This window comes from Zunongwangia profunda SM-A87 (assembly GCF_000023465.1).
GTDB classification, from domain to species: domain Bacteria; phylum Bacteroidota; class Bacteroidia; order Flavobacteriales; family Flavobacteriaceae; genus Zunongwangia; species Zunongwangia profunda.
This window is the reverse complement of record NC_014041.1, coordinates 4,706,361-4,731,082: the sequence shown is the minus strand read 5'-3', so window position 1 is coordinate 4,731,082 and position 24,722 is coordinate 4,706,361. Positions and strand designations below refer to the sequence as shown.

The 24,722-nt window shown below is 36.2% G+C and carries 14 protein-coding genes; 13 read left to right on the top strand and 1 reads right to left on the bottom strand.

Annotated elements, in window-relative coordinates; genetic code table 11:
* Nucleotides 1-8 precede the first annotated feature (8 nt).
* Nucleotides 9-2,972 carry a SusC/RagA family TonB-linked outer membrane protein gene (locus ZPR_RS20770; RefSeq protein WP_013073752.1) on the bottom strand — a complete coding sequence of 988 codons (2,964 nt, stop codon included), beginning with the start codon at nt 2,970-2,972 and terminating at the stop codon, nt 9-11.
* Nucleotides 2,973-3,260: 288 nt separating this feature from the next.
* Here ZPR_RS20770 and ZPR_RS20765 point away from each other — a divergent pair, with 288 nt between their 5' ends.
* From ZPR_RS20765 to ZPR_RS20705, 13 genes are all read left to right on the top strand, one after another.
* Entirely contained in the window at nt 3,261-6,185 is a 2,925-nt protein-coding gene (locus ZPR_RS20765) for a triple tyrosine motif-containing protein (protein ID WP_013073750.1), read from the top strand.
* Nucleotides 6,186-6,295: 110 nt separating this feature from the next.
* Entirely contained in the window at nt 6,296-6,592 is a 297-nt protein-coding gene (locus tag ZPR_RS20760) for an outer membrane beta-barrel protein (protein WP_013073749.1), read from the top strand.
* A 315-nt stretch (nt 6,593-6,907) separates the two neighbouring features.
* A complete protein-coding gene (locus ZPR_RS20755; RefSeq protein WP_013073748.1) occupies nt 6,908-8,311 on the top strand; it encodes a sulfatase family protein in 1,404 nt (467 codons plus the stop codon).
* 306 nt (nt 8,312-8,617) lie between these two features.
* Nucleotides 8,618-9,346: a GntR family transcriptional regulator gene (locus ZPR_RS20750; protein WP_041580157.1), complete on the top strand. Its 729-nt coding sequence runs from the start codon at nt 8,618-8,620 to the stop codon at nt 9,344-9,346.
* 173 nt (nt 9,347-9,519) lie between these two features.
* On the top strand, nt 9,520-11,877 hold the full coding sequence (locus ZPR_RS20745; RefSeq protein ID WP_041579279.1) for a GH92 family glycosyl hydrolase: 2,358 nt from the start codon (nt 9,520-9,522) through the stop codon (nt 11,875-11,877).
* 60 nt (nt 11,878-11,937) lie between these two features.
* The gene (locus ZPR_RS20740; RefSeq protein ID WP_013073745.1) at nt 11,938-14,943 is read left to right on the top strand and encodes a SusC/RagA family TonB-linked outer membrane protein; all 3,006 of its coding nucleotides are present in this window, start codon (nt 11,938-11,940) and stop codon (nt 14,941-14,943) included.
* Nucleotides 14,944-14,954: 11 nt separating this feature from the next.
* The gene (locus tag ZPR_RS20735) at nt 14,955-16,523 is read left to right on the top strand and encodes a RagB/SusD family nutrient uptake outer membrane protein (RefSeq protein WP_187288246.1); all 1,569 of its coding nucleotides are present in this window, start codon (nt 14,955-14,957) and stop codon (nt 16,521-16,523) included.
* Nucleotides 16,523-17,761 (top strand): SusE domain-containing protein, encoded by a 1,239-nt coding sequence (locus tag ZPR_RS20730; protein ID WP_013073743.1) that lies wholly within the window; start codon nt 16,523-16,525, stop codon nt 17,759-17,761. Before ZPR_RS20735 ends, ZPR_RS20730 begins: the two co-directional genes overlap by 1 nt.
* A 4-nt stretch (nt 17,762-17,765) precedes the next feature.
* Nucleotides 17,766-18,974 (top strand): glycoside hydrolase family 76 protein, encoded by a 1,209-nt coding sequence (locus tag ZPR_RS20725; RefSeq protein WP_041579275.1) that lies wholly within the window; start codon nt 17,766-17,768, stop codon nt 18,972-18,974.
* Between the two features lie 3 nt (nt 18,975-18,977).
* On the top strand, nt 18,978-20,747 hold the full coding sequence (locus tag ZPR_RS20720) for a class I mannose-6-phosphate isomerase (RefSeq protein WP_013073741.1): 1,770 nt from the start codon (nt 18,978-18,980) through the stop codon (nt 20,745-20,747).
* Nucleotides 20,748-20,795: 48 nt separating this feature from the next.
* Nucleotides 20,796-21,704 carry an ROK family protein gene (locus ZPR_RS20715; RefSeq protein ID WP_013073740.1) on the top strand — a complete coding sequence of 303 codons (909 nt, stop codon included), beginning with the start codon at nt 20,796-20,798 and terminating at the stop codon, nt 21,702-21,704.
* Entirely contained in the window at nt 21,704-22,867 is a 1,164-nt protein-coding gene (locus tag ZPR_RS20710) for an MFS transporter (RefSeq protein WP_013073739.1), read from the top strand. The genes ZPR_RS20715 and ZPR_RS20710 overlap by 1 nt, the downstream gene beginning before the upstream one ends.
* Before the next feature lie 299 nt (nt 22,868-23,166).
* Nucleotides 23,167-24,597: a carbon starvation CstA family protein gene (locus ZPR_RS20705; RefSeq protein WP_013073738.1), complete on the top strand. Its 1,431-nt coding sequence runs from the start codon at nt 23,167-23,169 to the stop codon at nt 24,595-24,597.
* Nucleotides 24,598-24,722: the final 125 nt, after the last annotated feature.

The window sequence follows — 24,722 nt, the reverse complement described above, 5'->3', positions numbered from 1 at the left end:
AATCAATTTTAAAATCTAACATTCATTCCTAAAATTACGTTTCTGGTTTGCGGATAGGTACCAAAGTCTACCCCCTGTACTGCTGTATTGCCTCCAAAGGCATTAACTTCAGGATCAAAACCGGAATAATCTGTAATCGTAATTAAATTCTCGCCTGTTAAATAGAGCTTCAATGTGCTTAGATTCAATTTATTCAGCAGTGGTGCGGGAAGATTATAGCTTAAGCTTACCGCTTTAAATCTTAAATATGAACCATCCTCAACATAGTGTGTTGAAAGTCTTGAGTTTTTGGTATCACCTTCTAAAGCTCTTGGGATATTAGTAATATCTCCCGGTTGTCTCCATCTATTATTTACAGAAGCTAATTGGTTTTTAGAGTCTACCATTGCTTCCATCTGTAAACGGGTTGCATTAAAGACATCATTCCCTTGAGATCCCTGTAAGAAAATATTTAAACTGAAATCTTTATAGGATAGCGTATTCCCCAAACTATAAATAAAATCTGGGTTAGGGTCGCCAATAATTCGTCGATCATCTGCTGTAGGATTAAATGTACTTTCGCCATTTTGATCGATGTAATAAACATCTCCTGTTTGTGGATCTACACCGCCCCATTGATACCCGTAAAATGTACCTAAGGCTTTTCCTTCTTTAATTAAACTTACATTACCTCTACTGGCCACATCCCCTCGGGTAATTACCTGCCCAACAATATATTTAGCCTCATTTCGGTTTAAGGAAAGATTTGCAGAAGTGGTCCACGAGAAATTATCTGTAGTTATGTTTACCGTGTTTAATTGAAATTCCAATCCTTTATTTTGAATTTCCCCTACGTTTTGGATGGCAGAACTAAATCCGGTTCCGGTTGGTAGCGGATTATTTAAAAGAAGGTCGTAGTTCTTTTTTAAATATGCATCTACAGAAAAGGTAATATTCCCATTGTATAAACCTAAATCTATACCGATATTCGTTTGCTCAGATTCTTCCCATTTTAAATCGTCATTCGCAATAGTGACGGGGTAAGTTCCCGGCATTGTTTGCCCTCCAATAGGGTAATTTCCTCCAGATCCTACCCTTGCAAGATATGCATAACCTCCGGTGTCGTTACCAACGATCCCCCAGCCGGCTCTTAGTTTTAGTTCAGATAAATTTTCTACATCTTCCAGGAAAGCCTCTCTGGAAATTCTCCATCCGGCAGAGAAGGATGGAAAATATCCCCATTTGTTAGCAGGCCCAAAAGAACTAGAGCCATCAGCTCTAAAATTGGCTGTTAATAAGTATCTTTTTTTGAAGTCATAGTTTATTCTGGAAATAAACGACGCATTTGTTTTTTCGCTTTTGCCGGCATTCGCGCTTATGATTTCAGATCCGGCTCCCGGAGTAGTAATTTCTGCACTGGCAAAATTTCTTCTTTCGATGCTACTGTTTTCCCATCGGTTTTTCTGGAAAACACTCCCTACAAGGGCTTCCAGTTTATGATCCCCAAAGCTGTGGTTATATCTAAGGGTATTGTCCCATATAAAGTAATTATTAATATTTGTATTATAACGTCCAATACCGTTGGTCGCACGCCCGTAACTAGTGGTAAATGGATCCAGGAAATAATCATTACGGTCTGCATTAAAATCGATTCCGAAATTGGTTTTAAAAGTAAAGTCTTTTAAGAATTTCACTTCGGTATAAATATTTCCCAATAATCTTTGGTTTTTATATCTCCTATCTGCAGCATCTGTGCTTGAAAACGGATTTTCCCAATCCTGAAATGGGTTACTGGTATAAGAACCGTCTTCTCTATATATCCCTATATTTGGAGGGGTAGCTAATACTCCTAATAAAACCCCACCTTGATTAACCGCAGAATTATCGGTCACATCTACATCTGTATAATGGGTGTAATTGATATTGGTACCAATCTTTATCCAGCTATTTATTTCTTTGGATAAATTGGTTTTAAAACTATAACGTTCCATTTCAGCACTTCTTACCGCGCCTTCCTGACTAAGGTAACCTCCCGAAATATAATATTGCGTTCCGTTATTATTTCCAGAAACGGCTAACTGATAATTTTGAGATAATCCTTCTTCAAAAATTTTATCCTGCCAATCTGTATTTTGGTTGTACTGGCTCCAATCAGTGTTTTTGCCTAATTCGGTCATTAAATCGCGATACTGTTCTGCATTTAAAACTTTTTGGGTTTTCCATACTTCAGAAATACCGACATAGGAATCAAACTGAAATGCAGCCTTTTCAGATTTTCCCTGTTTTGTGGTTATTAAAACCACACCGTTGGCTCCCTGCGCACCATAGATAGCGGCAGATGAAGCATCTTTTAATATGGATATGCTTTCAATATCCGATGGGTTTAAAGAGCGGGTATCCTGTGTAGGAACACCATCAATCACATATAATGGGTCACTATTACCATCTATAGAACTGGTTCCACGTACCCTAATATTAAAACCTGCAGAAGGTTTTCCAGAACTTTTTAAAACCTGAACACCGGCTGCCTGTCCCTGTATTAATGATCCCAAATCATTGTTAGGCCGATCCTCAAAAGTTTCATCAGCATTAATGACCCCCACTGCACCGGTAATATCCTCTCTTTTTTGAGCACCGTAGCCAATAACTATAATTTCGGATAAGGCTTCGGCATTTTCTGCTAAACTTACATTTATACTCGTTTTATTACCTACCGTAATTTCTTGAGATAAAAAACCAACATAAGAAAAAGCCAAAATGTCGTTAGAGGATGCATTAATACTATAATTTCCGTCAAAATCGGTGACCACGCCGTTCGCTGTTCCTTTTACAATAACATTTACACCAGGTATAGGTAAGCCCGTAGCTTCCTCTTTAACTGTTCCTGTAATCTCTTTTTGTGACCAGGCATAAAATCCAATTAAGGAAAAACAAAAAAGTAAATAATTCTTTAATCCCATATTATAAATTTTAATGATTTCAATCGTTTTCATTATTGATAGATTTCAAGTGAAATTTATCAAACCAATAGACTATAACGATTTCGATTTTGTTTTAAATGATGATGGAAAAGTATAAATCGATGTTTTGAAGCTTAAATTTTATAATACATTTCAAATACTTCACATTAAATTAACATTACTTTTTTACTACTTCAATTATTGTAAATAACTATTAAACAGTAAATTATTTTTTAATTTTTATCGTTATTTAATTGGTAAAAACTATATTAGCAGGCTTTGTAAATATAATTTTGATTCAGTATTTGTTAATTTTAATGCATGAAATCTGAAAATTTTAAGATTAACGACTTTGTTTTTGATTATCTGACAGTATTTCTGTTCTTATTTTATGGAGTTTTTAGTGATCATTATACAATATCAGCTCAGAATAATTTATCCCCAGTTCCAGTAATAGACCTGTCTAAAAATCCGAATATCGATTATTATAGCCAGCAGGATTTTAATGCAGACTCCCAGTTTTGGAGTGTAACCGAAGATGCCGAAGCGGTGATGTATTTTGGAAATAACGACGGAATTTTAATATTTGACGGTAGCCACTGGACGACCGTACATTTAACAAATTCTTCTTCGGTGCGAAGTTTGGCTAAAGGGGCGGATGGGACTATTTATGCAGGAGGTTATAACGAATTAGGTTATATAAAGCATAACGAATTTGGCGATTATCGTTTTATATCACTAAAAGAAAGTTTGCAATTACAGAATGTGTCTTTTGAAAATATCTGGCAAATTGATGTTATTAAGGAACGCGTTATTTTTAGAAGTTTTAAAAAATTATTCGTTTTAGAAAATGGGAATGTTACTCAAATTCCTTCTAAAAATTCGTTTATAAAATCTTTTCTTGTTGGGGACAGATATTTTGTTCAGGATGCTAATGAAGGACTTTATGAATTAAACTTGGACAAAAACCAGATTTCAGAATATTTTTCTGCAGAAGCTATTGATAATTACTCCATTGTTTATATATCTGATAATTTTGATCTCATTACCTCAAACGGTAAAATTTTTGAAACCAATCAAAAATCTTTAAGTCTTAAACAGTCGATTTTCGAAGATTCTAATGATCAAATTATTTCAGTCTTAAAGTTAGATCCTAGCAGTGTTTTATTAGGTACTTTAAGTCAGGGCATCAAAGTATTAAAGAAAGAGGAGGCAGGATATCACATAAGTTCCATCAACAGTGCAAATGATAAAACAGTATTAAACTTGTATAAAACAAGTAATGGTAACGTATGGGCTTTATTGGATAGCGGACTGGAATTTCTTAATTATAACAGTCCAAGAACCACCATTTTTAATCAGGCTTCTGTTTATGATACCTACTGGGATAAAGATTATTTTTATGTGGCTACCAATAAAGGGATATATTATTCAGACTTGTTGAATCAAAACATCAATCCCAATTCATTTAAAAAATTAAATGATATCCCTGGCCAGGCCTGGAGTTTTAATGAGTTAAATGGTGAACTTTTTATTAATCATGATAAAGGTCTGTTTAAGCTTACCCGTGATTTTACTTCTGAAAGAATAGGTGGTGTTAATGGGGTTTGGAAAACTATTAAGCTTAAAAACTATCCTAATACATATCTAGTGTGTACCTATGAAGGTATTTATATACTCAAAAATGAAAATGGCAATTGGATCATTCGAAATAAAGTACAGGGTTTCGACGAATCTTCAAGGGATATTTTAGCAACTCATAATCCCAATGTATTTTGGATATGTCATGGTTATAAAGGAGTGTATAGGATAACTTTGGATAAGCAACTGGAAAGGGCGATTGCTATTGATCATTTTACGGAGAAAAACGGATTACCTGCAAAATTCAATATTAATGTATTTAAATGGCAGGATGAAACAGTATTTTCTACGAATAACGGAGTTTATAAGTTTGATGAGTATGACAAGAGATTTAAGCCTTATAAGCCCATTAACAAGATCATAGATACGACAAGAAATCCCAGAACAATTATTGATGCTAAAGATAAAACTTGGGTAGTTCAGGATGATGAGCTGGGTTTTTTTCTAACAAATTCAAATAATCCCAAAATACAAAGTGATATTTTTCTTCAAACCAAGGGGACATTTAATCGTGGAATGGAGTCTATAACGCCCTTATCGGAAAATAGCTTATTAGTGGGTACCCATAACGGATTATTCTTATATGATTTATCTAATACCATTAGGCAAGAGGGGGTGAAAACTTTTTTTACAAAGATTACCTATTATAGGGATCAAAATACTGTAAACCTTCCTGTTGATAAAGATTCTATCGTCGAAATTCCCAATAATTTAAATAGTATAAAATTCTCTTTTGCCACACCATCTATGGTGAATAATCAAAATATAAAATTTAGCTATAAGCTGGAAGATGTAGATAAGGATTGGTCGAGTTGGCAACACTTAGCTTTTAAAGAATATAGTTTATTAACGCCTGGTAATTATGTGTTTAAGGTTAAAAGTAAAAACGTATTGGGCAACGAATCAAAAATCGCTTCTTATCAATTTTATATACGCCCAAAATGGTATCAAAGTGGTATGGCCTATGTAGGTTATGCAATAATTTTTCTATTACTCCTTATAACCGGACAGCAATTGCTTGCGAGAAAAATAAAGAAAGAAAATCAAAAGTCTATACTTAAAGAACAACGAGCAAATAAATTACTTCAGCTAGAAATTAATCAGTTAAAATTAGAGCAGGATAAAGAGAAAATTGAAAGGGATAAAAAACATCTACAGCGAGATATTATTGAAAAAAGTAAGGAATTAGCTAATTACACCATGCTATTAGTTAATAAAAAGAATTTTTTCGATCAACTTCAGGAAGATTTAAAGGAACTTAAACAGATTTCAAAAAATAAACAATCCAATCAAAAGATTCTTGAGATCTTTAAGAAAATGCACAGAAACAATATTGATGAGCAATATTTGCAGGTTTTTGATAGCAATTTTGAAAGTGTTCACCATGAATTCTTTACAAACCTGAAACAAAAAATCCCTAATCTTTCCAAAAAAGAATTACGGCTATCAGCATTCATCAAAATGGAATTATCCAATAAGGATATTGCTCCATTATTAGGAATTTCTATTAGAGGAGTAGAAACAGCAAGATACAGGTTGCGAAAAAAATTGAACCTGGAACATGATGATAATCTAATGGAGTTTTTTGAAAGCTTAAAAAGTTGATTTAATTGTATGGAGTAGGGGATCAATACTTCATATAAATCTTAAGCTTGGATTTTAGCATTAAATAGTATAAAGATGGAAATTGGCATATAGGACCTTCTGCAAATTATATGAGAATAAAAGAAACCAGTTTTCTTACTGTCCCAGTACTAGCACAGTATTATATTGAAGATTCGGGATTTTTTGTTCAGGCGGGACCTCAGGCTAACTTCATTCTAGAGGATGTAAACATCAATACTGTTGGGTTAGATGCTGCTTTTGGAGTTGGATACCATATTGATGAGCATTTTTTCCTTGATGCAAGGTATGCTTTCGAAGCTACAAACCGTTATTCTGGTGATGATTATTTTGATGATATAAAAGCTCGTTTAAATACCTTAAATATCAGAATTGGTTATAAATTTTAACCAGTCCTAAACAATTATTATTGAAAAGCGAAAGATCGATCTTTCGCTTTTTTTATTGTCTTAATATGAAGAATAAGAACTTCTATTCCTACTATATTCAAATTAAATTGCTCCGGTTTAGGCAGTCTAAGCTTTATGGAGTGCTTTACATTTCTCAATACCTTAGACTGTGGTATATTTCTAATATTGGAAATGCTCATCGAGTGATAAACAGCGCTTTCTTTTAGACTATAACTTATCTCAAGATAAAATAGTAAATTGGAGCATTTATATGGCTATGCTGAGACCAAACAGGTGGAGCTTAAATTATGAATTATGAGTTCGAAAATTTTAAAAATAACGAGTTTAATTTTTTTAGGCGTTTTTGTTTTATTTATAGGCGGTAATTTAAAAGGACAGGAGGTAAACAAACAGTCTAAAGGGAATTTACGGCCTAATTTTGTCATTATCATGGCAGATGACCTTGATAGTGGGCAGCTTAGCTGTTATGGAGGTGAGAATATAAATACTAAAAATATTGATGAGCTTGCAAATCAAGGAATGAAATTTAACAATATGATTTGCTCGGAAGCCATGTGTGTGCCTACCAGGGCCTCCTTATTTACAGGGCGCTACCCAATGAGTCATGGAGCGTTTCAGAATCATAAAAATGTGTATGATAGTATTAAAAGTGTAGGTCATTATTTGGGCGATTTAGGGTATAGAGTGGCCCTAACAGGTAAAAATGATTGTACCCGGCCAAAATCTATTTATCCTTTTGAGATTATAGAGGGATTTGAAACCAGTTGTGTGTCGTTAAGCGATGACTATTCTTTAAATGGCATTCGATCCCTGGTAAGGAATTCGGCAGACCCTTTTTGTTTATTTGTGATGAGTATTAACCCACATGCACCATGGACTGTGGGTAACCCGGGTGAGTTTAATGCCGATAGTTTAGTGCTTCCGCCAAATTATGTGGATACTCCTGAGACCCGGGAAGATTACACTAAATATTTGGCAGAGGTGCGCAAGCTTGATAATCAGGTAGGAGATGTTATGCAAATGTTGAAAGATGAAGGGCAATACGATAATACTATCGTTATCTTTTTAGGAGAACAGGGCCCCAAATTTCCGGGAGGTAAATGGACACTTTGGGATCAGGGACAAAAAAGTTCAATGATCGTTAAATGGAATAAGAAAGTAGAAGCCAATTCCTCGACCGATGCCATTGTACAGTATGAAGATATGTTGCCCACATTGATTGATATCGCTGGAGGTGATCCTGTTGAAAAGCTTGATGGGAAAAGTTTTCTGGATGTTTTAGAAAATTCCTCGGCATCTCATAGGGATTTCGCCTATGGGATTCATAATAATATTCCTGAAGGACCAGCATATCCAATACGGGGTATAAGAAGCAAAAGATATAAGCTTATAGAAAATTTGACTCCAGAAAGAGAATACAAGATAAAATACACCATGAATGATAATGAAAAAGGTGTGGTATGGGCTTCATGGAAAGAAAAGGCTAATCATTCAGAACAGGCTAAAATATTGTCAGAACGCATTGTAAGACGACCTTCTTTAGAATTTTATGATCTCGAAAAAGACCCCTATGAACTTAATAATCTTGCTACAAATCCCGCTTATGCCGATAAGGTAAAAGAATATGGTACTAAATTAAAAAAATGGATGGAAGAAGAGCATGACCCAGGAGCATCGGTGGATAGAATCTATCAGTAGCGTCTGTACAGGAAGCTTACAAGAAAATCTCTAGGACAAAGAGATTAAAAAAATCCGAACGAGTAATTTAATCGATAGTTCAAAACTTTTGCTATCACGAGATTATAATGTTTGAATTAAATTGTAAAGGCATATGAATTTATAAATATAATCTCGTCCAGACCGGCAAAGGGCAAAAAGCTTTTTATTCTAATTTATACACTATATTGGAGTGATCTCTACTGATCTATTGTAATTGGATTATGTGTAAACATTATTACTTATTAAAAATTAGTAGTATTGTATTCTGATTCCATGGATAGAAATATGAAATTTAATATCGACCATAAAAGTCCTGTACCACTTCATGCACAAGTAGAAGAATTGTTACGTGAACTTATTGAAGAAGAGGAATATAAAAACGGGAAAATACTCCCTAGCGAGGTAGAGCTTTCAAAAAAGTTAGCCATTTCACGGTCTACTGTAAGACAGGCTATTAAAAAATTAGTTTTTGAAGGGCTTTTGATAAGAAAAAAGAGAGCCGGAACCAAAGTAGCACCAAAGCCCGTAAGCTCTAAGTCTAATAACTGGCTGAGTTTTTCTCAGGAAATGCGTTTAAGAGGCATCCCTATTAAAAACTATGAACTGCATTTAAGTTGGGTAGAAGCAGATCATGAGTTAGCCGAGTTTTTTGAAATCGACCTTAATCGTAAAGTATTGAAAATGGAAAGAGTGAGAGGTAAACCCGACGAGCCTTTTGTTTATTTTGTGTCTTATTTTCATCCAAGAATTGGTTTAAACGGAGAAGAAGATTTTACCCGACCCCTTTATGAGATGCTGGAACATGACTATTCAGTAGTGGCTACTATTTCCAAAGAAGAAATAAGTGCCACTGCAGCCAAAGCTTTGATTTGTGAAAAACTTCAGATAAAGGAGAATGCTCCAGTCTTGTTTAGAAAACGCTTTGTTTTCGACCAGGGAGAACGTCCTATAGAGTATAATTTAGGCTATTATAAAGCAGATAGCTTTTTCTTTACAGTAGAAAGTAGTCGTTAAAAAGCGTATTAAAGTGCTATTTTGTTAAATATTTACATCTAATATTTGTAGGATGTGAAAAAAATAGCCTTATTATATTTATTAATTCAAATATTATAAATATGTTTGTACATATGAACATTAATGTATTATTTAATATATCTTGGGTATCCAACTTCTAATTAATATCTAAAATGAATAAAATAACTTTTATAGGTCTTCTGTTAATTGTTATGAGCTGTGGAAAGCATCCAACTTCTAATAATTTGAACGAAAAGGATACAGCAGATGTTAGCGTATATGTAGATCCTAATATAGGTACTGCACATAGCCGTTGGTTCTTCTATACTCCTGCTGCAGTTCCGTTTGGAATGGCAAAATTGGGTCCGTCTACTAACGGTAGTTATGGGAACGAGCAGGGATGGGAGGCTGTAGGCTATGATGAGCGCCATCAAAGTATAGAAGGTTTTGCTAATCTTCATGAATTTCAGATTGGAGGATTTTTATTTACAGCGATGACCGGAGAGCTAAAAACCACACCGGGTAGTCTGGAACATCCCGATGAGGGCTATAGGTCAAGATTTGATAAAAATGATGAAATAGCAAGACCGGGATCATATCAGGTACGATTAAAAGATTACGATATCGATGTAGCCCTTACTGCTACAGAGCGGGTAGGATTCCAGAAATATACCTTTCCTAAGAGCGATAGTGCATATCTTATTTTTGATATCGGTAATAAGCTGGGAGAGAGTGGAGAAGTAAAAGATGCTAAGGTATGGTTTGATAAAGCAACAAATACGATTGAGGGTTGGGTAATTACCTATCCGGAATATGTAAAAAAATACCAGCCAAATGGCGAAGTTCGAATGTATTTTTCCGGTTCGGTAAATAAAAAACCGGTAGCAACGGGCGTGTTTCAATCAGAAAAGGTGGTTGAAGATAAAAATGAAATACAGGGGAAAGGAGCCGGATTATATCTAAAATTCAATACCGAAGATAAAGAAGAGATCGTGATTAAAACAGGATTTTCTTATACTTCAATTGAAAATGCAAGATTGAATTTTGCTAAAGAAGCTAAGGATCTTGATTTTAGTACAGCGAAAAACAGAGCAGAGAAAATATGGGCTGAAGAGTTAAGTAAAATTAAAATTACCGATAGCTCCAAGCAAAATAAAACAAAATTTTATACCGGTTTATATCATGCCCTTTTGGGTAGAGGTCTTGCCAGTGATATCAATGGTGCTTTTCCAGAGAATGATGGTAGTATAGGGCAAATTCCTATGGATGAAAATGGGAAGCCTAAGTTTAAATTTTACAATACAGATTCGGTTTGGGGTGCGTATTGGAATTTAACGCAGCTATGGGCTTTGGCCTGGCCAGAATATTTTAATGATTATGTACAGAGTCATTTATTGGTCTATAAGAATTCCGGATGGCTTGGTGATGGTCTTGCGAATTCAAAATTTGTTTCGGGAGTAGGGACTAATTTTGTAGGTCTTGTGATTGCTTCTGCATATCAGGCCGGTATACGAGATTACGATGTTGAATTGGCATTTAAGGCGGCATATGAAAACGAAACTAAATACCTTAATAGAAATGAAGGTGCTGGAAAAACCGATCTTGGACAATTTGTGAATCAGGGGTATATCAACTACGTTCCAGGTTGGGATACCAATCCCAATGGATCTGGCTTTTCAGTTTCTCATGCTTTGGAATATAGTTATAGTAGCTATGCCGTAGCCCAGTTTGCCAAAGCTTTAGGGAAAGACAAGGAGTATAAAGAGCTCATGAAACTTTCAGATAACTGGAAGAATGTCTATGATGATCATATAGATTTTGTTCGACCTAAATTGGCCTCAGGAGAATTTTTGCAAGAATTTGATCCTTTTGAACCCTGGGCAGGTTTTCAGGAAGGTAACGCCTGGCAGTATACTTTTTATGTGCCACACGCTCCAGAAGAGTTAGTGGCAAAGATGGGAGAAGAAAAATTTGTAAAACGTCTGGATTCTATATTTAGCGTTTCTGAAAAAACAAAATTTGGCGGAGAAGAGATCGATGCCTTTGCAGGAGTGAAATACCTTTATAATCAGGGAAATCAACCCAATCTACATATCTCCTGGTTGTTTAATTTTACCGATCATCCCTGGCTTACCCAAAAATGGGTGCGAAAAATTTGTGATGAGTTTTACGGGACAGAGGGTATTCATGGATACGGCTACGGTCAGGATGAAGATCAGGGACAACTTGGATCATGGTATGTGATGTCTTCAATGGGGTTGTTTGACGTAAAGGGACTTACCGAGACAAATCCATCTTTTCAAATTGGAAGCCCAATGTTTGATAATATCCAGATTGAGAATGGTTATGGCCATCGCATAGTGATAGAAACTAAGAATAATAAGCCAAATAACTATTATGTACAATCAGTGAAACTTAATGGAGAACCCTTAAAGGAAAATAGCGTACCGCTATCTACGCTTAAAAAAGGTGCAACACTGGAATTTGTAATGGGAGACCAACCTAATCGAAATTTGTTTAAGACAGAATAATTCTTGGAAAAATTAATAATTTAAATATGTATAGACATATGAACTTAATTGTAGCTAATTATGAAAAATAAATATGCGCATGTAATTCTGATTTTCTTTTTACTTCTTTTTTATAAATCGTTTTCGCAGGAGATCGAGATAAAAGGAACAGTGAGTGATGAATCTGGTGCTTTACCAGGGGCTTCAGTCATAATCAAAGGAACTAATAATGGTACCACTACAGATTTTGAGGGCCAGTTTAGTCTAAGAGTTGATCCTAACCTCCAAAATGTGTTGGTGGTAAGTTTTGTGGGGTACCGGACAAAGGAAGTAGCTATAAGCGCTGATCAACAAAATTATGAGATTTTGCTTGAAAGTGATTTAAATCAACTGGACGACGTAGTAGTTGTTGGTTATGGTACCGAAAAAAGGGCCAATCTTACTGGGGCGGTAAGTACTATTGATGAAAAGGCTATAGAGGGAAAGCCGGTAACGAACTCATATCAGGCGTTACAGGGGGAATCTTCGGGCTTGATTATCCAGAATACTACTTCTAAGCCGGGATCCATTCCGCAGATTAATATTCGTGGAATTAGTACCATCAACGGGAATACACCATTAATTGTAGTAGATGGAGTGATTAGTTCTTTAAACAATATTAATCCCAGTAATATTGAGAGCATAAGTGTACTAAAAGATGCCGCATCGGCTGCTATATATGGATCCAGGGCGGCTAATGGCGTTATTTTAGTCACTACAAAAAATGGGAAAAAAGGGAAACCACGCTTTACATATCAAACCATGTTTGGAATCCAGGAACCTACAAATTTCCCGAAATTTGCTTCCTCCTGGGAATATGCTACCTTAAGAAATGAGGCTTTAATTAATTCAGGTATGGCGCCGGCCTTTACACCAGAACAGATTTTAAATTTTAAGGAAAACGGTCCGGATGTAAACTGGAACCGGGAAATTTATAAGGATATCGCTTTGCAAAATAATCATAACCTATCCATGAGCGGAGCTGATAATGGACTAAATTATTTAGTTTCTCTGGGATACTTAGATCAGGAAAGCTTGTTTAAAGGTCCTGATTACGGCTATCAACGTTACAATGCCAGGATTAATTTAGAAAAAGAAATTAATGATAAATTCAAAATGGGTGGTCGAATGTCTTTCGCCCGAAATGATATAAAAGATCATGCTTATTTTGAAGAGTGGATTATAGAGCCAACCGTTCGTATGCCGCCTATTTATAATATTGTAGATGAAAACGGAAACTACACCTTATCGAGTGGAAGTAATAGTAATCCACTGGCGCAATTAGAGCAGGGAGGCGTTACCAATACGCAAAACGATGAATTTCTGGGTAATTTTAGTCTGGAGTATAAGCCAATTGAAGATCTGGTACTTAAAGCAGTTTTAGGAGGGAATATAACCAGTAACAAAACCCATCAGTTTCGAAAGGCTATAGAATTTGCCTATCCGGGAGGAGGAAACAACCAAAATTCGGTAACAGATAGTTATAACAGGTCCCTATATCTTAATCCCTTTATTACAGCGACATATACTAAAACCTTTGCAGAGAAGCACGATTTCGACTTGCTTCTGGGAGGTTCATCAGAGAAATATAAAGAAGAATATTTTGGAGTAACAGGAATTGATATCCCTGGTAATGATTTTGGAGTTATCGATAACGCAGGAGATTTGCAAAGTGCAAATGGATCGGGAAATGAATGGGCTATTCAATCTGTTTTTGGTAAAATAGGATATACTTTTGATGATAAGTATTTGCTAAAAGCCAATTTAAGATATGATGGTTCTTCAAGGTTTGCTGAAGCAAAACGTTGGGGAGTATTCCCATCGGTTTCCGCCGGATGGATTTTAAGTGAAGAAAACTTCTTTACTCCTTTAGAGGATGTGGTTTCTTTCGCAAAGATTAGAGCTTCATGGGGACAATTAGGGAATCAGGATATTAGCGATCTATATGGTTACCAAAGTTTAGTGGGCACCGGTAGAAATGTATATAGTTTTGGAGGTGTAGGTGTTTCTGGAGCTTATTATTCGGTTTCTAATCAAAATAGAACCTGGGAAACATCAACTATGAAAAACCTGGGGATAGACTTATCGTTTTTTAAAAGAAAGCTTGATGTCACTTTTGAGGTTTTTGATAATCTTACTGAAGATATTTTATTACAGCTTCCTGTTCCGGCAACCTATGGTTTGGGACAACCATTTCAAAATGCCGGTTCTGTGAGAAACAGGGGATGGGAATTAAGCATGAACTATCAGTTTGAAACGGGTGCTGTAAACCATTCTTTTAATTTCAATATTTCTGATAATAGGAATGAAATAGAAGATCTAAGAGGACGAGAGTTTATCAATGGTTTCGATGTTAATACGATTTTAAGGGAAGGCTATGCGATCAACTCTTATTATGCCCTAAAAGCTGATGGATTTTTTAATTCAGAAGAAGAGATCAATAATAGTGCTACCCCTATTTTTTCATCAAATGTAAAACCGGGAGATATTAAATATTTAGATCGTAATGGCGACGGAGAGATTGATTATGAAAATGATAGATTCATCTTAGGAAATGCTTTTCCCCGATATACTTTTGGAGCGACTTATGCCATGGATTGGAATGGTTTTGATTTTTCAGTATTTATTCAGGGAGTAGGTAAACGGCAACAATGGCTTCGTGGCGAAATCGTAGAGGCTTTCCATAATAACAATGAAGGTCCCGTTTTTGAGCGTCATTTAGATCGTTGGACACCAGAAAATTTAGATGCTTCTTACCCCAGATTAACAGTAGGTGCAGAATCAGTAAATAATGCGGCTAAATCTGATTTTTATATCTACGACGCGCAATACCTGAGAATTAAAAATCTTCAGATAGGATATACTTTACCCGATGCGGCAGTACATAATATTGGTTTGGAAAGTACGCGCTTATACTTAACAGGTTTAAACCTCTTAACTTTTAGTCCGTTAAATGATTTGGGCGTAGATCCAGAAAGTGTTGGATCCAGCGGTCGTGTATATCCCGTAACCAGAGTTTTCTCACTAGGATTAAATATCAATTTCTAAAAAGGTAAATGATGAAAAGAATAATAATACTTATAGCTATAGCTATGCAAGTTAGCTGTAGTTCAGATCTGGACCTTACTCCTTATGATTCTCAAAGTGAATTAACCTTTTGGCAAACAGAGGAGGATGCAAATGTTTATTTAAACGCAATCTATGCCGATCTCATGAATGCCGACCAATACCTTTTCCTGAATTCACTTTCTGACGATGCGTATACCAAAGGCAGAGAAGAGTACAGGAATATTGCCAGCGGGAGCTATGGGCCCACCAATGGTGTGGTGACCGGTGTTTGGTCTGGTAGGTACGAAGCTATCCGCAGAACGAATATCTTCTTTAATAATATTGATAACGTGTCTGAAATTACCGAAGAACAACGTGTTTCGTTTAAAGGACAGGCCAGATTTATTCGGGCGTTACATTATTTTTATTTGACAGAACTCTATGGTGATGTCCCTTTTATTACTGATGAAATTAGCATCGAGGAATCTTTGAATTTAGAAAGAACAGATGAAGCGACTATATTGTCTTTTATCTATAGCGAATTAAATCAGGCTATAGAGGAATTACCACGAACCTATTCTAACGAAGAGAATGGGAGGATCACAAGGGGAGCAGCAATAGCGCTAACATCTCGAATTCATTTATATCATGAAGAGTATCAGGAGGCAGCAAGTTTGGCTCAAGAACTTTTAGGAGAATACACCTTATTTCCGGATTATGGAGCACTTTTTAAAACAGAAAATGAAACTGCCAACGAGATTATTTTAAGCTTGCAGTACGTGCCGGTAGACAGAGAACATAATATACAATATTCATTGATTCCTCCTAGTCTGGGAGGATATGCAAACTTCTCGCCATTACAGGAACTGGTAGACAGTTATCCTACCCTTAACGGGTATGCTATCGATGATCCAATGGCAAATTATGATGAAGATGCCCCTTACCAAAATAGGGATCCGCGATTAAAAGCCACTATTATTTATGATGGTTATCAAATGACCGGTTTCGACGGAAATCAAGTCACGATCAATACCGCTCCCGGAGTTGCTCCAGACGGTTTAAATTATTCCTCTAATTCTACTCCAACCGGATATTATGTGCATAAATTTTATGATCCTATGGCGCGTAATCAAACAAATTCGGGATTGAACCTTATTTTAATTCGTTATGCCGAGGTACTATTAAATTATGCCGAAGCTAAAATTGAACTGGGAGAATTTAATGAGCAGGATTGGAATACCACTATCCGTGCTCTTCGAGAACGTGCAGGACTACAGGGAGCTGCTTTAGAATTTCCGGGCACTAATCAAGACGTATTAAGAGAAATTGTAAGAAACGAACGCAGAATTGAATTAGCCTTTGAGGCCGGACATAGATTCTTTGATATTCGCAGATGGAAAATTGCAGAAGATGTTCTGGAAGGCTGGACGCATGGTATAAAAACCGATGAATCTACAGCAGATGACGGATATATAAGAGTTAGCTTAAGAACATTTGATCCTTCCAGGCACTATCTATGGCCCATTCCACAAAGTGAAAGAGATATCAATAACAACTTAACTCAAAACCCAAACTGGTAATGAAAGCATTATTAAATAGAATGATGATTGTACTGCTATTGGTATGTACATTATCATCATGCGATGAGGAAGATTATGATCTAAATCCCGAGATCGTTGAAATGGGAAATCTTGTGTTTCCCGAAAGTAACGCTACAATTGTATTAGATGTTGAAAATGACGACCGAATTAGCTTTTCCTGGACCCCGGCAAAAGCTGCAGATGGGGGAGCTTTGAGCTACCGTATTTTATTTGATGAAAAGGATGGCGATTTTAGCGAACCTTTGTTTGCAGCGACATCAGATAATGGTGGTAGTGCTTCCTCTTATACAGCAAGTGCTGCGCGCCTAAATGTAATGGCTGCTCAGGCCGGTATTGCTCAACTTGAAACCGGAGAAATTATATGGACAGTAGAAGTGTTAAGCAGTTATAACAGATTGCGTTTTGATACTCAGGCCAGTGTTCAACTTAGCCGGCCGGAAGGATTGGCTATATTCCCGGAATATATGTATATCTATGGATCGGCTACAGAATCTGAGAATATTGAAAACGCAATCGCCTTTAAAGAAATATCCAGTGAGCTGCCGCATCAGAACATCCAGCCAGGAGTATTCGAATCGATTACGAAGCTTAGCCCTGGCGAGTTTCATATAGCAAACAACAACTCGCTTAATGCCGAGGGTTTAAGCTATTATTATATTAATGAAGAAGGTAAAATTAGAGGAGGAGACCAGGCTTCAAGTTTTGATCTGGAAGAAGGAGTGTACAGAGTGAGAATGAATTTGTCACAATCCACCATTAGTTTTACCCCAATATCGAATGTTCAATTATATATTATTGCTAATCAGGTGGTAAAAGCGAATTTGAATTATATAGGGAATCATACTTTTGAAGCCGATGACGCCTATTTCGAATTTTTAACTCCCGGAGCACCAGAAGCACCATCCTGGCTTGGATGGGAGGAAGAACGCTACCGCTTTAGTTTTACTTTAGGAGAAAATCAAACATCATATATAGGTAGTTTTCATAATCCAGATATGAATGGCTCTTTGGTAGCAGGTCTCGATGCATATAATGCAAGGCCCAATGGAGGAGAACCAGCCTATTATCATAATGTATATTTTCTTGGGCCGGATGCAGAATACTGGCAAGGGGCATGGAAATTTGCCGATCGATTTAACGGACAAGCTTTTACGGTGAGAATAGTTTTTGACCCCAAGGCAGAACATTATTATCATGAATTTCAATTAAACCAATAATAATATGAAAACGAAAGTATTAGGGGTTATTTACCTAATGTTGTTAAGTGTTTTTAGCTGTAACAGCGAACCTTCCATACAAGACCAAATGGTAGACAACCCGGGTGATGACGGACAAAATGAAAATCCCGATGAGGGTGAAGAATTGAGCTACAAAGAAAAAGCTTTTGCCACTTACGAGATGATTCAGCAATTATATAAGAAAGGCGATTTATATAAAGAAAATTTTCCAGAACAAAACGGAGATCGGGAGTATAGTTATCTTTGGCCATATGTAGGGATGCTCACAGCAGGAAACGTTCTATATGAGTTGGGCTATGATCGTGAGATTTTAGATAAACAATTTACAGGACTTGAAGAGTATTACGACAATCGTGATTATCTACCTACCTATCAGGCTTACCCTGTTTCTGGGGGTGCTACCGATCATTATTATGATGATAGTGCAATCGTAGCCATGGAGCTTATTAATGCCTATGAGCTTACTAACGAGTCTTTTTATCTGGAGCGGGCGAAGACAGTTACCGACTTTATTATGTCTGGAGAAGATTCCAGAATGGGGGGTGGCTTATATTGGTTTGAAGGACAATCAGATAACTGTACGAACGGTCCTAATTGTATGAAAGCAGCCAACACCAGTGCATATGCTGCTTATGTGACTTCAAAAATGTATCAGTTAACCAATAATGAAGCCTATTTAACTTTTGCCAAGAGGGTTTATGAATGGACGTATACCACTCTTCGCGATCCTTCTGATAATTTATATTGGAACGATATCAATATTGGGTCTGAGCAAATAAATACCACAAAATGGACATACAATGCGGCCATGATGATAATGTCTGCCGTAAATCTTTACGAAATCAGTGACGATCAGGAATATTTAGATGAAGCCGTTACTACGGCTAGATCTGCCCACTCTAAATTTACAAAGGTGACTAACGGAAGGATATTTTATCCTCCTAATGATTCATGGTTTAATGTAGAGTTGCTTACAGCTTATATTCAATTATCGCAATATGATTCCAAAACTAAAGATTATGTAGAGGTATTTAAAGATAATATGGATTATGCATGGGAAAATGCCAGGAATAACGAAGGTCAGTTTTATGAAGATTGGTCTGGAAACAACGAAGGGAGATTTTACTGGTTGCTACATCAGGCGGCCCTGGTAGAAGCTTTTGGAAGAATTGCTATTTACGAAAACCAATAAAAAATGATTGATTTAAAAAGGGAAATTAGAGAAACAAGTCAAATCGAATTACCGGTTAAAGACAAGGATGAAAGAGAAGGATACAATATCTATCCTTCCTTTAATATTGGTGATAGCACCATTAACTGTGGGTATGATTCGTTAGCCAAGTCGCTAGTAGGTATTCCGGTACTCAAAATAGACGGTTATGTGGGGGTGATTTTTGAAGCTGTAAAGCACCAACTTAACGAAGCCTTTAGTAATCTGGATATCCAGGCCCAATGGATAAATGTAGAAAACGCTTTAAAAGAAGAAAAAGAGATCGATACACTGGTAGCCCCTTTTTTAGGTGGAGATGATCCGGTATTTGGAAAGCTAAGTACCCTCGATTTGATTGATTTTTTTGATCCTTCTAAATTAGAAGCATTAAGTAAAACTACGGGTAAAAATCCAATTATTTTTTATGGAACAGGAGCAGCACTTGTACCAGTGGAAGGAGTGAATCTTTTTGTGGAAGTAAGTAAGAATGAAATCCAGTACCGCTCTAGAGCGGGGGCAGTACTTAACCTGGGAGCTTCAAAATCTTTTCATCCTAAAAAGATGTACAAAAGATTTTATTTTGTGGATTGGGTCGTGCTAAACAAACATAAAAATGCTCTTAAGGATAGGATTGATTTTATGATCGATGGCCAACGATCTATAGAAATAACCTGGATGACCGGGGATAATTGGAGAAAAGGCATTCAGGAATATGTGAAAAATCCAATTAGAGTTAGACCATGGTTCGAACCCGGTGCATGGGGAGGACACTGGATAGAAAAGCATATTAAAGGCCTTTCGGAAGATGTGATCAATTATGCCTGGTCCTTTGAACTTATCGTTCCCGAAAACGGCGTTATTTTTGAAAGTTCCGGGTATTTACTAGAATTTTCTTTTGACTTTTTGATGTATCATGCAGGTAGTAAAATCCTTGGTGATGATTTCGAAACTTATCAGTACGAATTCCCTATACGCTTTGACTTTCTGGACACTTTTGATGGAGGAAACCTATCCATTCAATGTCATCCTCAAAAGCAATATATGAAGGAACATTTCGGAGAAAATATTACCCAGGAAGAAACCTATTACATACTGGATAGAAAAAATAATGCACAGGTTTATTTAGGTTTTCAGGAAGGGGTCACTCCATCTGGTTTTCAACATGCTTTGGAAGAAAGCGTTCGGCTTAATAAAGAATTGGATATTCTTAAATACGTACAGGCTTTTGATGCCAAAAAGCATGGCCTTTATTTAATCCCACCGGGAACAATACATGGCTCTGGGACAGATAATCTGGTTTTAGAGATTAGTTCTACACCATACATTTATACATTCAAAATGTATGATTGGCTTAGGTTAGACCTGGATGGAAAGCCAAGACCAATCAATATAGAACGGGGAATGGATAATTTGGTTTTCGAACGTTCTGGAGAAAGCGTGGCTAAAGAACTTATTGCATCACCAGAGATTCTGGAGGAAAATAAGAATTATATCTTAGAACATCTGGCTACACATTCCGAGCATTTATACGACGTGCATCGTTATACAATAAATACCAAAGTAAATATAGATACCGAGAACAAAACACATATTTTAAGCCTGGTAGAAGGGCAAAAAATGCTAATAAAGACTTCGGAAAAGAGCTTTTTATTCAGTTATGCAGAGTCTTTTATAATGCCCGCTATTGTAGGAAACTATACGATTGAAAATCTAACCGATAAGCCTATAAAACTTATAAAAGCCTTTATCAAATAACAGTTGAGGTATCACTGTAAAAGTTAAACTATTAATCTTAAAAAAATAATGCATAGTATAGGAGTTGATATTGGGGGAAGTCATATTACTGCGTGTATTTATGACCATACCAGTAAATCCATAGCTACAGACAGTTTAATCTACCGAAAAGTAAATTCCAGGGGATCAAAAAATGAAATCATCGAGGCATGGGCTAGCGCCATTGATTCCTGTAGGAAGAAGGTAGATGTTAAAGTTGAAGGTGTTGGTGTTGCTATGCCTGGCCCTTTTGATTATTATAACGGTATAAGTCTTATAGAAAATGTAGATAAATTAAGTGCCCTTTATAAGGTGGATATCCGAAATGAACTTGCAAGACACTTAAAAATTGATCCTTCTAAAATTCGATTTATAAATGATGCCACTGCGTTCTCGATTGCAGAAGCGATGATTGGATGTGCCAGGGATTATAGGCGGGTGGTGGCCATTACATTAGGAACGGGGCTTGGGGCCAGTTTTTTGGCCTCTGGCAAGCCTATAATTGAAGATGATAGGGTGCCCAAGGGGGGCTTTTTATATAATCAATTGTATAAAGGAAAAGTAGCAGATGAGCTTTTTTCTACTCGGGGGATTCTTCGTGATTATAAAGAGCGTACAGGTAAGAGTGTGACGAATGTCCGTAGGATTTCTGAACTGGCTAGAGAAGATGAATTTGCACAAAACACTATGGATCAATTCGGAAAAGATCTGGGGCTTTTTTTAGCGCCTTTTTTGAAAAAGTTTAATGCAGAGGTTTTAGTTTTAGGAGGCAATATCTCAAAAGCTTATCCATATTTTGAAAGCTCGTTAAGCAAACAACTTCCTCAAATTAATATTGAAATATCGGAATTTGGTGAACAATCGGCTGTTATTGGTAGTGCTATTTTATTAGATGATCACTATTACAAAGAGATAACCCCAATAATAAAACTGATGTAATGGCAACTAATACACTAAATTATAAAGCTTTATTCCCCGTTTTATTTACCTATGTCGTTATGGGGTTTGTCGACATTGTTGGAGTAAGTACAGGCTATGCACAACGGGATTTTGATCTTTCTCCAGAAACAGCTCAATTAATACCTTCTATGGTATTTATTTGGTTCTTTTTTCTCTCTATACCTATAGGTATCCTACAGCATAATTACGGAAAAAGAAAATTATTATTAACGGGTATTGCGCTTACAGGTATAGGTATGTTTATTCCTTTTATCGTATATACCTATATTACCCTATTAGGGTCTTTTATTCTATTAGGAGTAGGTAATACTATAATTCAGGTTGCTTCTAATCCTCTTTTAAAAGATGTGGTAAGTGATAAGAAGTTTGCAAGTTTTATGAGTTTATCTCAGTTTATCAAAGCACTAAGTTCTCTTTTTGGTCCAATTATCGTTACATATATGGTAAGCCTGTTTGGAGATTGGAAGCTTGTTTTTCTGGTTTATGGTATCATCTCAATTCTTACAGGAATAGGTCTTGGTCTTACCTCAATTGAAGAAAGTGAGTCGATGGTCAAAGCTTCTTTTTCCAGCTCTATTAAATTACTTAAGGATCCTTTTGTCTTGAGTATGGTATTAGCTATTTTTTTAATTGTGGGGCTTGATGTGGGGATGAATACAAACATCCAAAATCTTTTAGTAGAAAGGTTTGGCGTCTCTTTAGAAAATGCGTCCCTTGGCATTAGCATTTACTTTACCTCTTTAATGATTAGTCGTTTTGGTGGAGCAATGCTACTTAGTAAAATCGATAATTATAAATTCTTACTATGGTCTGCACTAAGCACTGTACTATTTTTAGTATTCCTCATATTTTCACCAAATCCTACGTTTACAAAAGTTAGTATTTTCTTGATAGGACTAAGTTCTGGAAATCTTTTCCCTTTAGTTTTTTCTTTAACTATAAGTCAAATACCAAACAGGGCAAACGAAATTTCAGGATTAATGATTATGGCTGTTGTTGGGGGAGCGATTATTCCGCCATTAATGGGTATATTAAATAGTGCATTTGGAATATTAGCAAGTTTTGGATTGTTGGTATTAAGTGCAGTATATGTATTTTCTGTATATTTTATCTTTCAAAAGAAAAATAGAAGTTATAAATAATGAGCATGAGCCGATTAGAATGTCTATTCGGCTCAAAAAATACGTAGCTATTTGATAGGGAAAACTATCAATGTATGATCAATCACTTTATCTTTTTATTAAAAGACTCTAAATATTCTTTAAAAATAAGATTATTTTTAAAGAATATAAATCGTAAACTTGTCTATAGCCTCTTTTTGGACTACCTAATCTTCTTCTTTCGAGATTATTCTAAATTTTATCGCTGGAATTTAAAATTAAATGTATTTGCAAGAGACTAAATATAAGGTTATTTTGTGCACTAAAATACTGCTATATCCATGTTCACATTTATCGTTTCTATCCTTTTACTAATCCTGGGATATTTTACTTATGGCAAATTCGTAGAAAAAATATTTGGAGCTAGGGACAACGAGCAAGATACTCCGTCTCATACCGAAAACGATGGAGTAGATTTTATACCCCTAAAAAAGCAAAAAAATGCGTTTATACAATTGCTCAATATTGCTGGTGTGGGACCCATTTTTGGGCCTATCCTTGGAGCACTTTACGGGCCGGTAGCCTTTTTATGGATCGTACTGGGATGTATTTTTGCGGGTGGGGTACATGATTATCTTACCGGAATGATATCGGTAAGGAACAAAGGTTTGCAACTTCCCGCGCTTGCGGCGAAATATATCGGTAAACCTTTTAGTCATCTGGTGAACCTTTTTGCCTTATTGCTACTTTTACTGGTAGGAACCGTGTTTGTAGTAGCACCATCAGAGATGATTAGTGAATTATTAGACGGTAGCCAGCAAACCCTAATGCTTATCACAGCGGCAATTTTTCTTTATTATACCATTGCTACGATATTACCTATTGATAAGATTATAGGTCGCATATACCCTTTTCTGGGTGCTATGCTTTTATTAAGTGCACTGGGTATTGGGATTGGAATATTTTTTAGTAGTAATTCCATACCTGAAATTGATTTTGAAAATTTGCACCCCGATAATATTCCCTATTATCCGTTAATTTTTCTTACCATATCCTGCGGAGCTCTTTCGGGATTTCATGCAACACAATCCCCTATAATTTCCAGAACACTTAATAATGAGAAGGACGGGCGTTACGTATTTTATGGGATGATGATCGCCGAAGGGGTTATAGCTATGGTCTGGGCGGCAGCGGCAATGACAATAACAGACCAGCAGGAAATATACCAGCTTATACAAGATGGTGGCCCCGGTTTAGTGGTAAACCATTTGGCTACAATAATACTGGGTTCTATAGGCGGGACTATTGCCGTGATAGGAATTATCGTATTACCCATTACCTCTGGGGATACTTCATTTAGAGCGGCGCGTATGATTGTCGCAGAATACATTAAACGGCCGCAGAAAGAACTTAAAAATCGGTTTATGATTGCGATACCAATTTTTGCAGTTTCTTTTCTGTTACTTACCGTAGTCGATTTCGATATGTTATGGCGTTATTTTTCCTGGGCGAATCAGGTTACGGCTGCTATTGCACTGTGGACGGGTACGGCTTATCTTTACAGGCAGGGGAATTATTACTGGATTCCGCTCGTACCGGCAGTCTTTATAACCAGTGTAGTGATTACTTATATTTTTTATGATAGTGATCTTGGATTTGGGCTGGGTATGACATTGAGCAAATGGATTGGTATTGGCTTTGCACTTTTCTGTGCAATACTCCTCCATTTAGGATCGGATATAAAAAAGCATATAAATTTTAGTTCAAAATAAAAGCAATATACTGCTTTCTTTACGAATATACTTTGATTTTGAGTATGTTGCGCCTGTTTATCCATATACAAATACTGTTTTTTTTAATAAGCATGTTAGTCTTTGGTGCCAAAACCGGGGTAGTT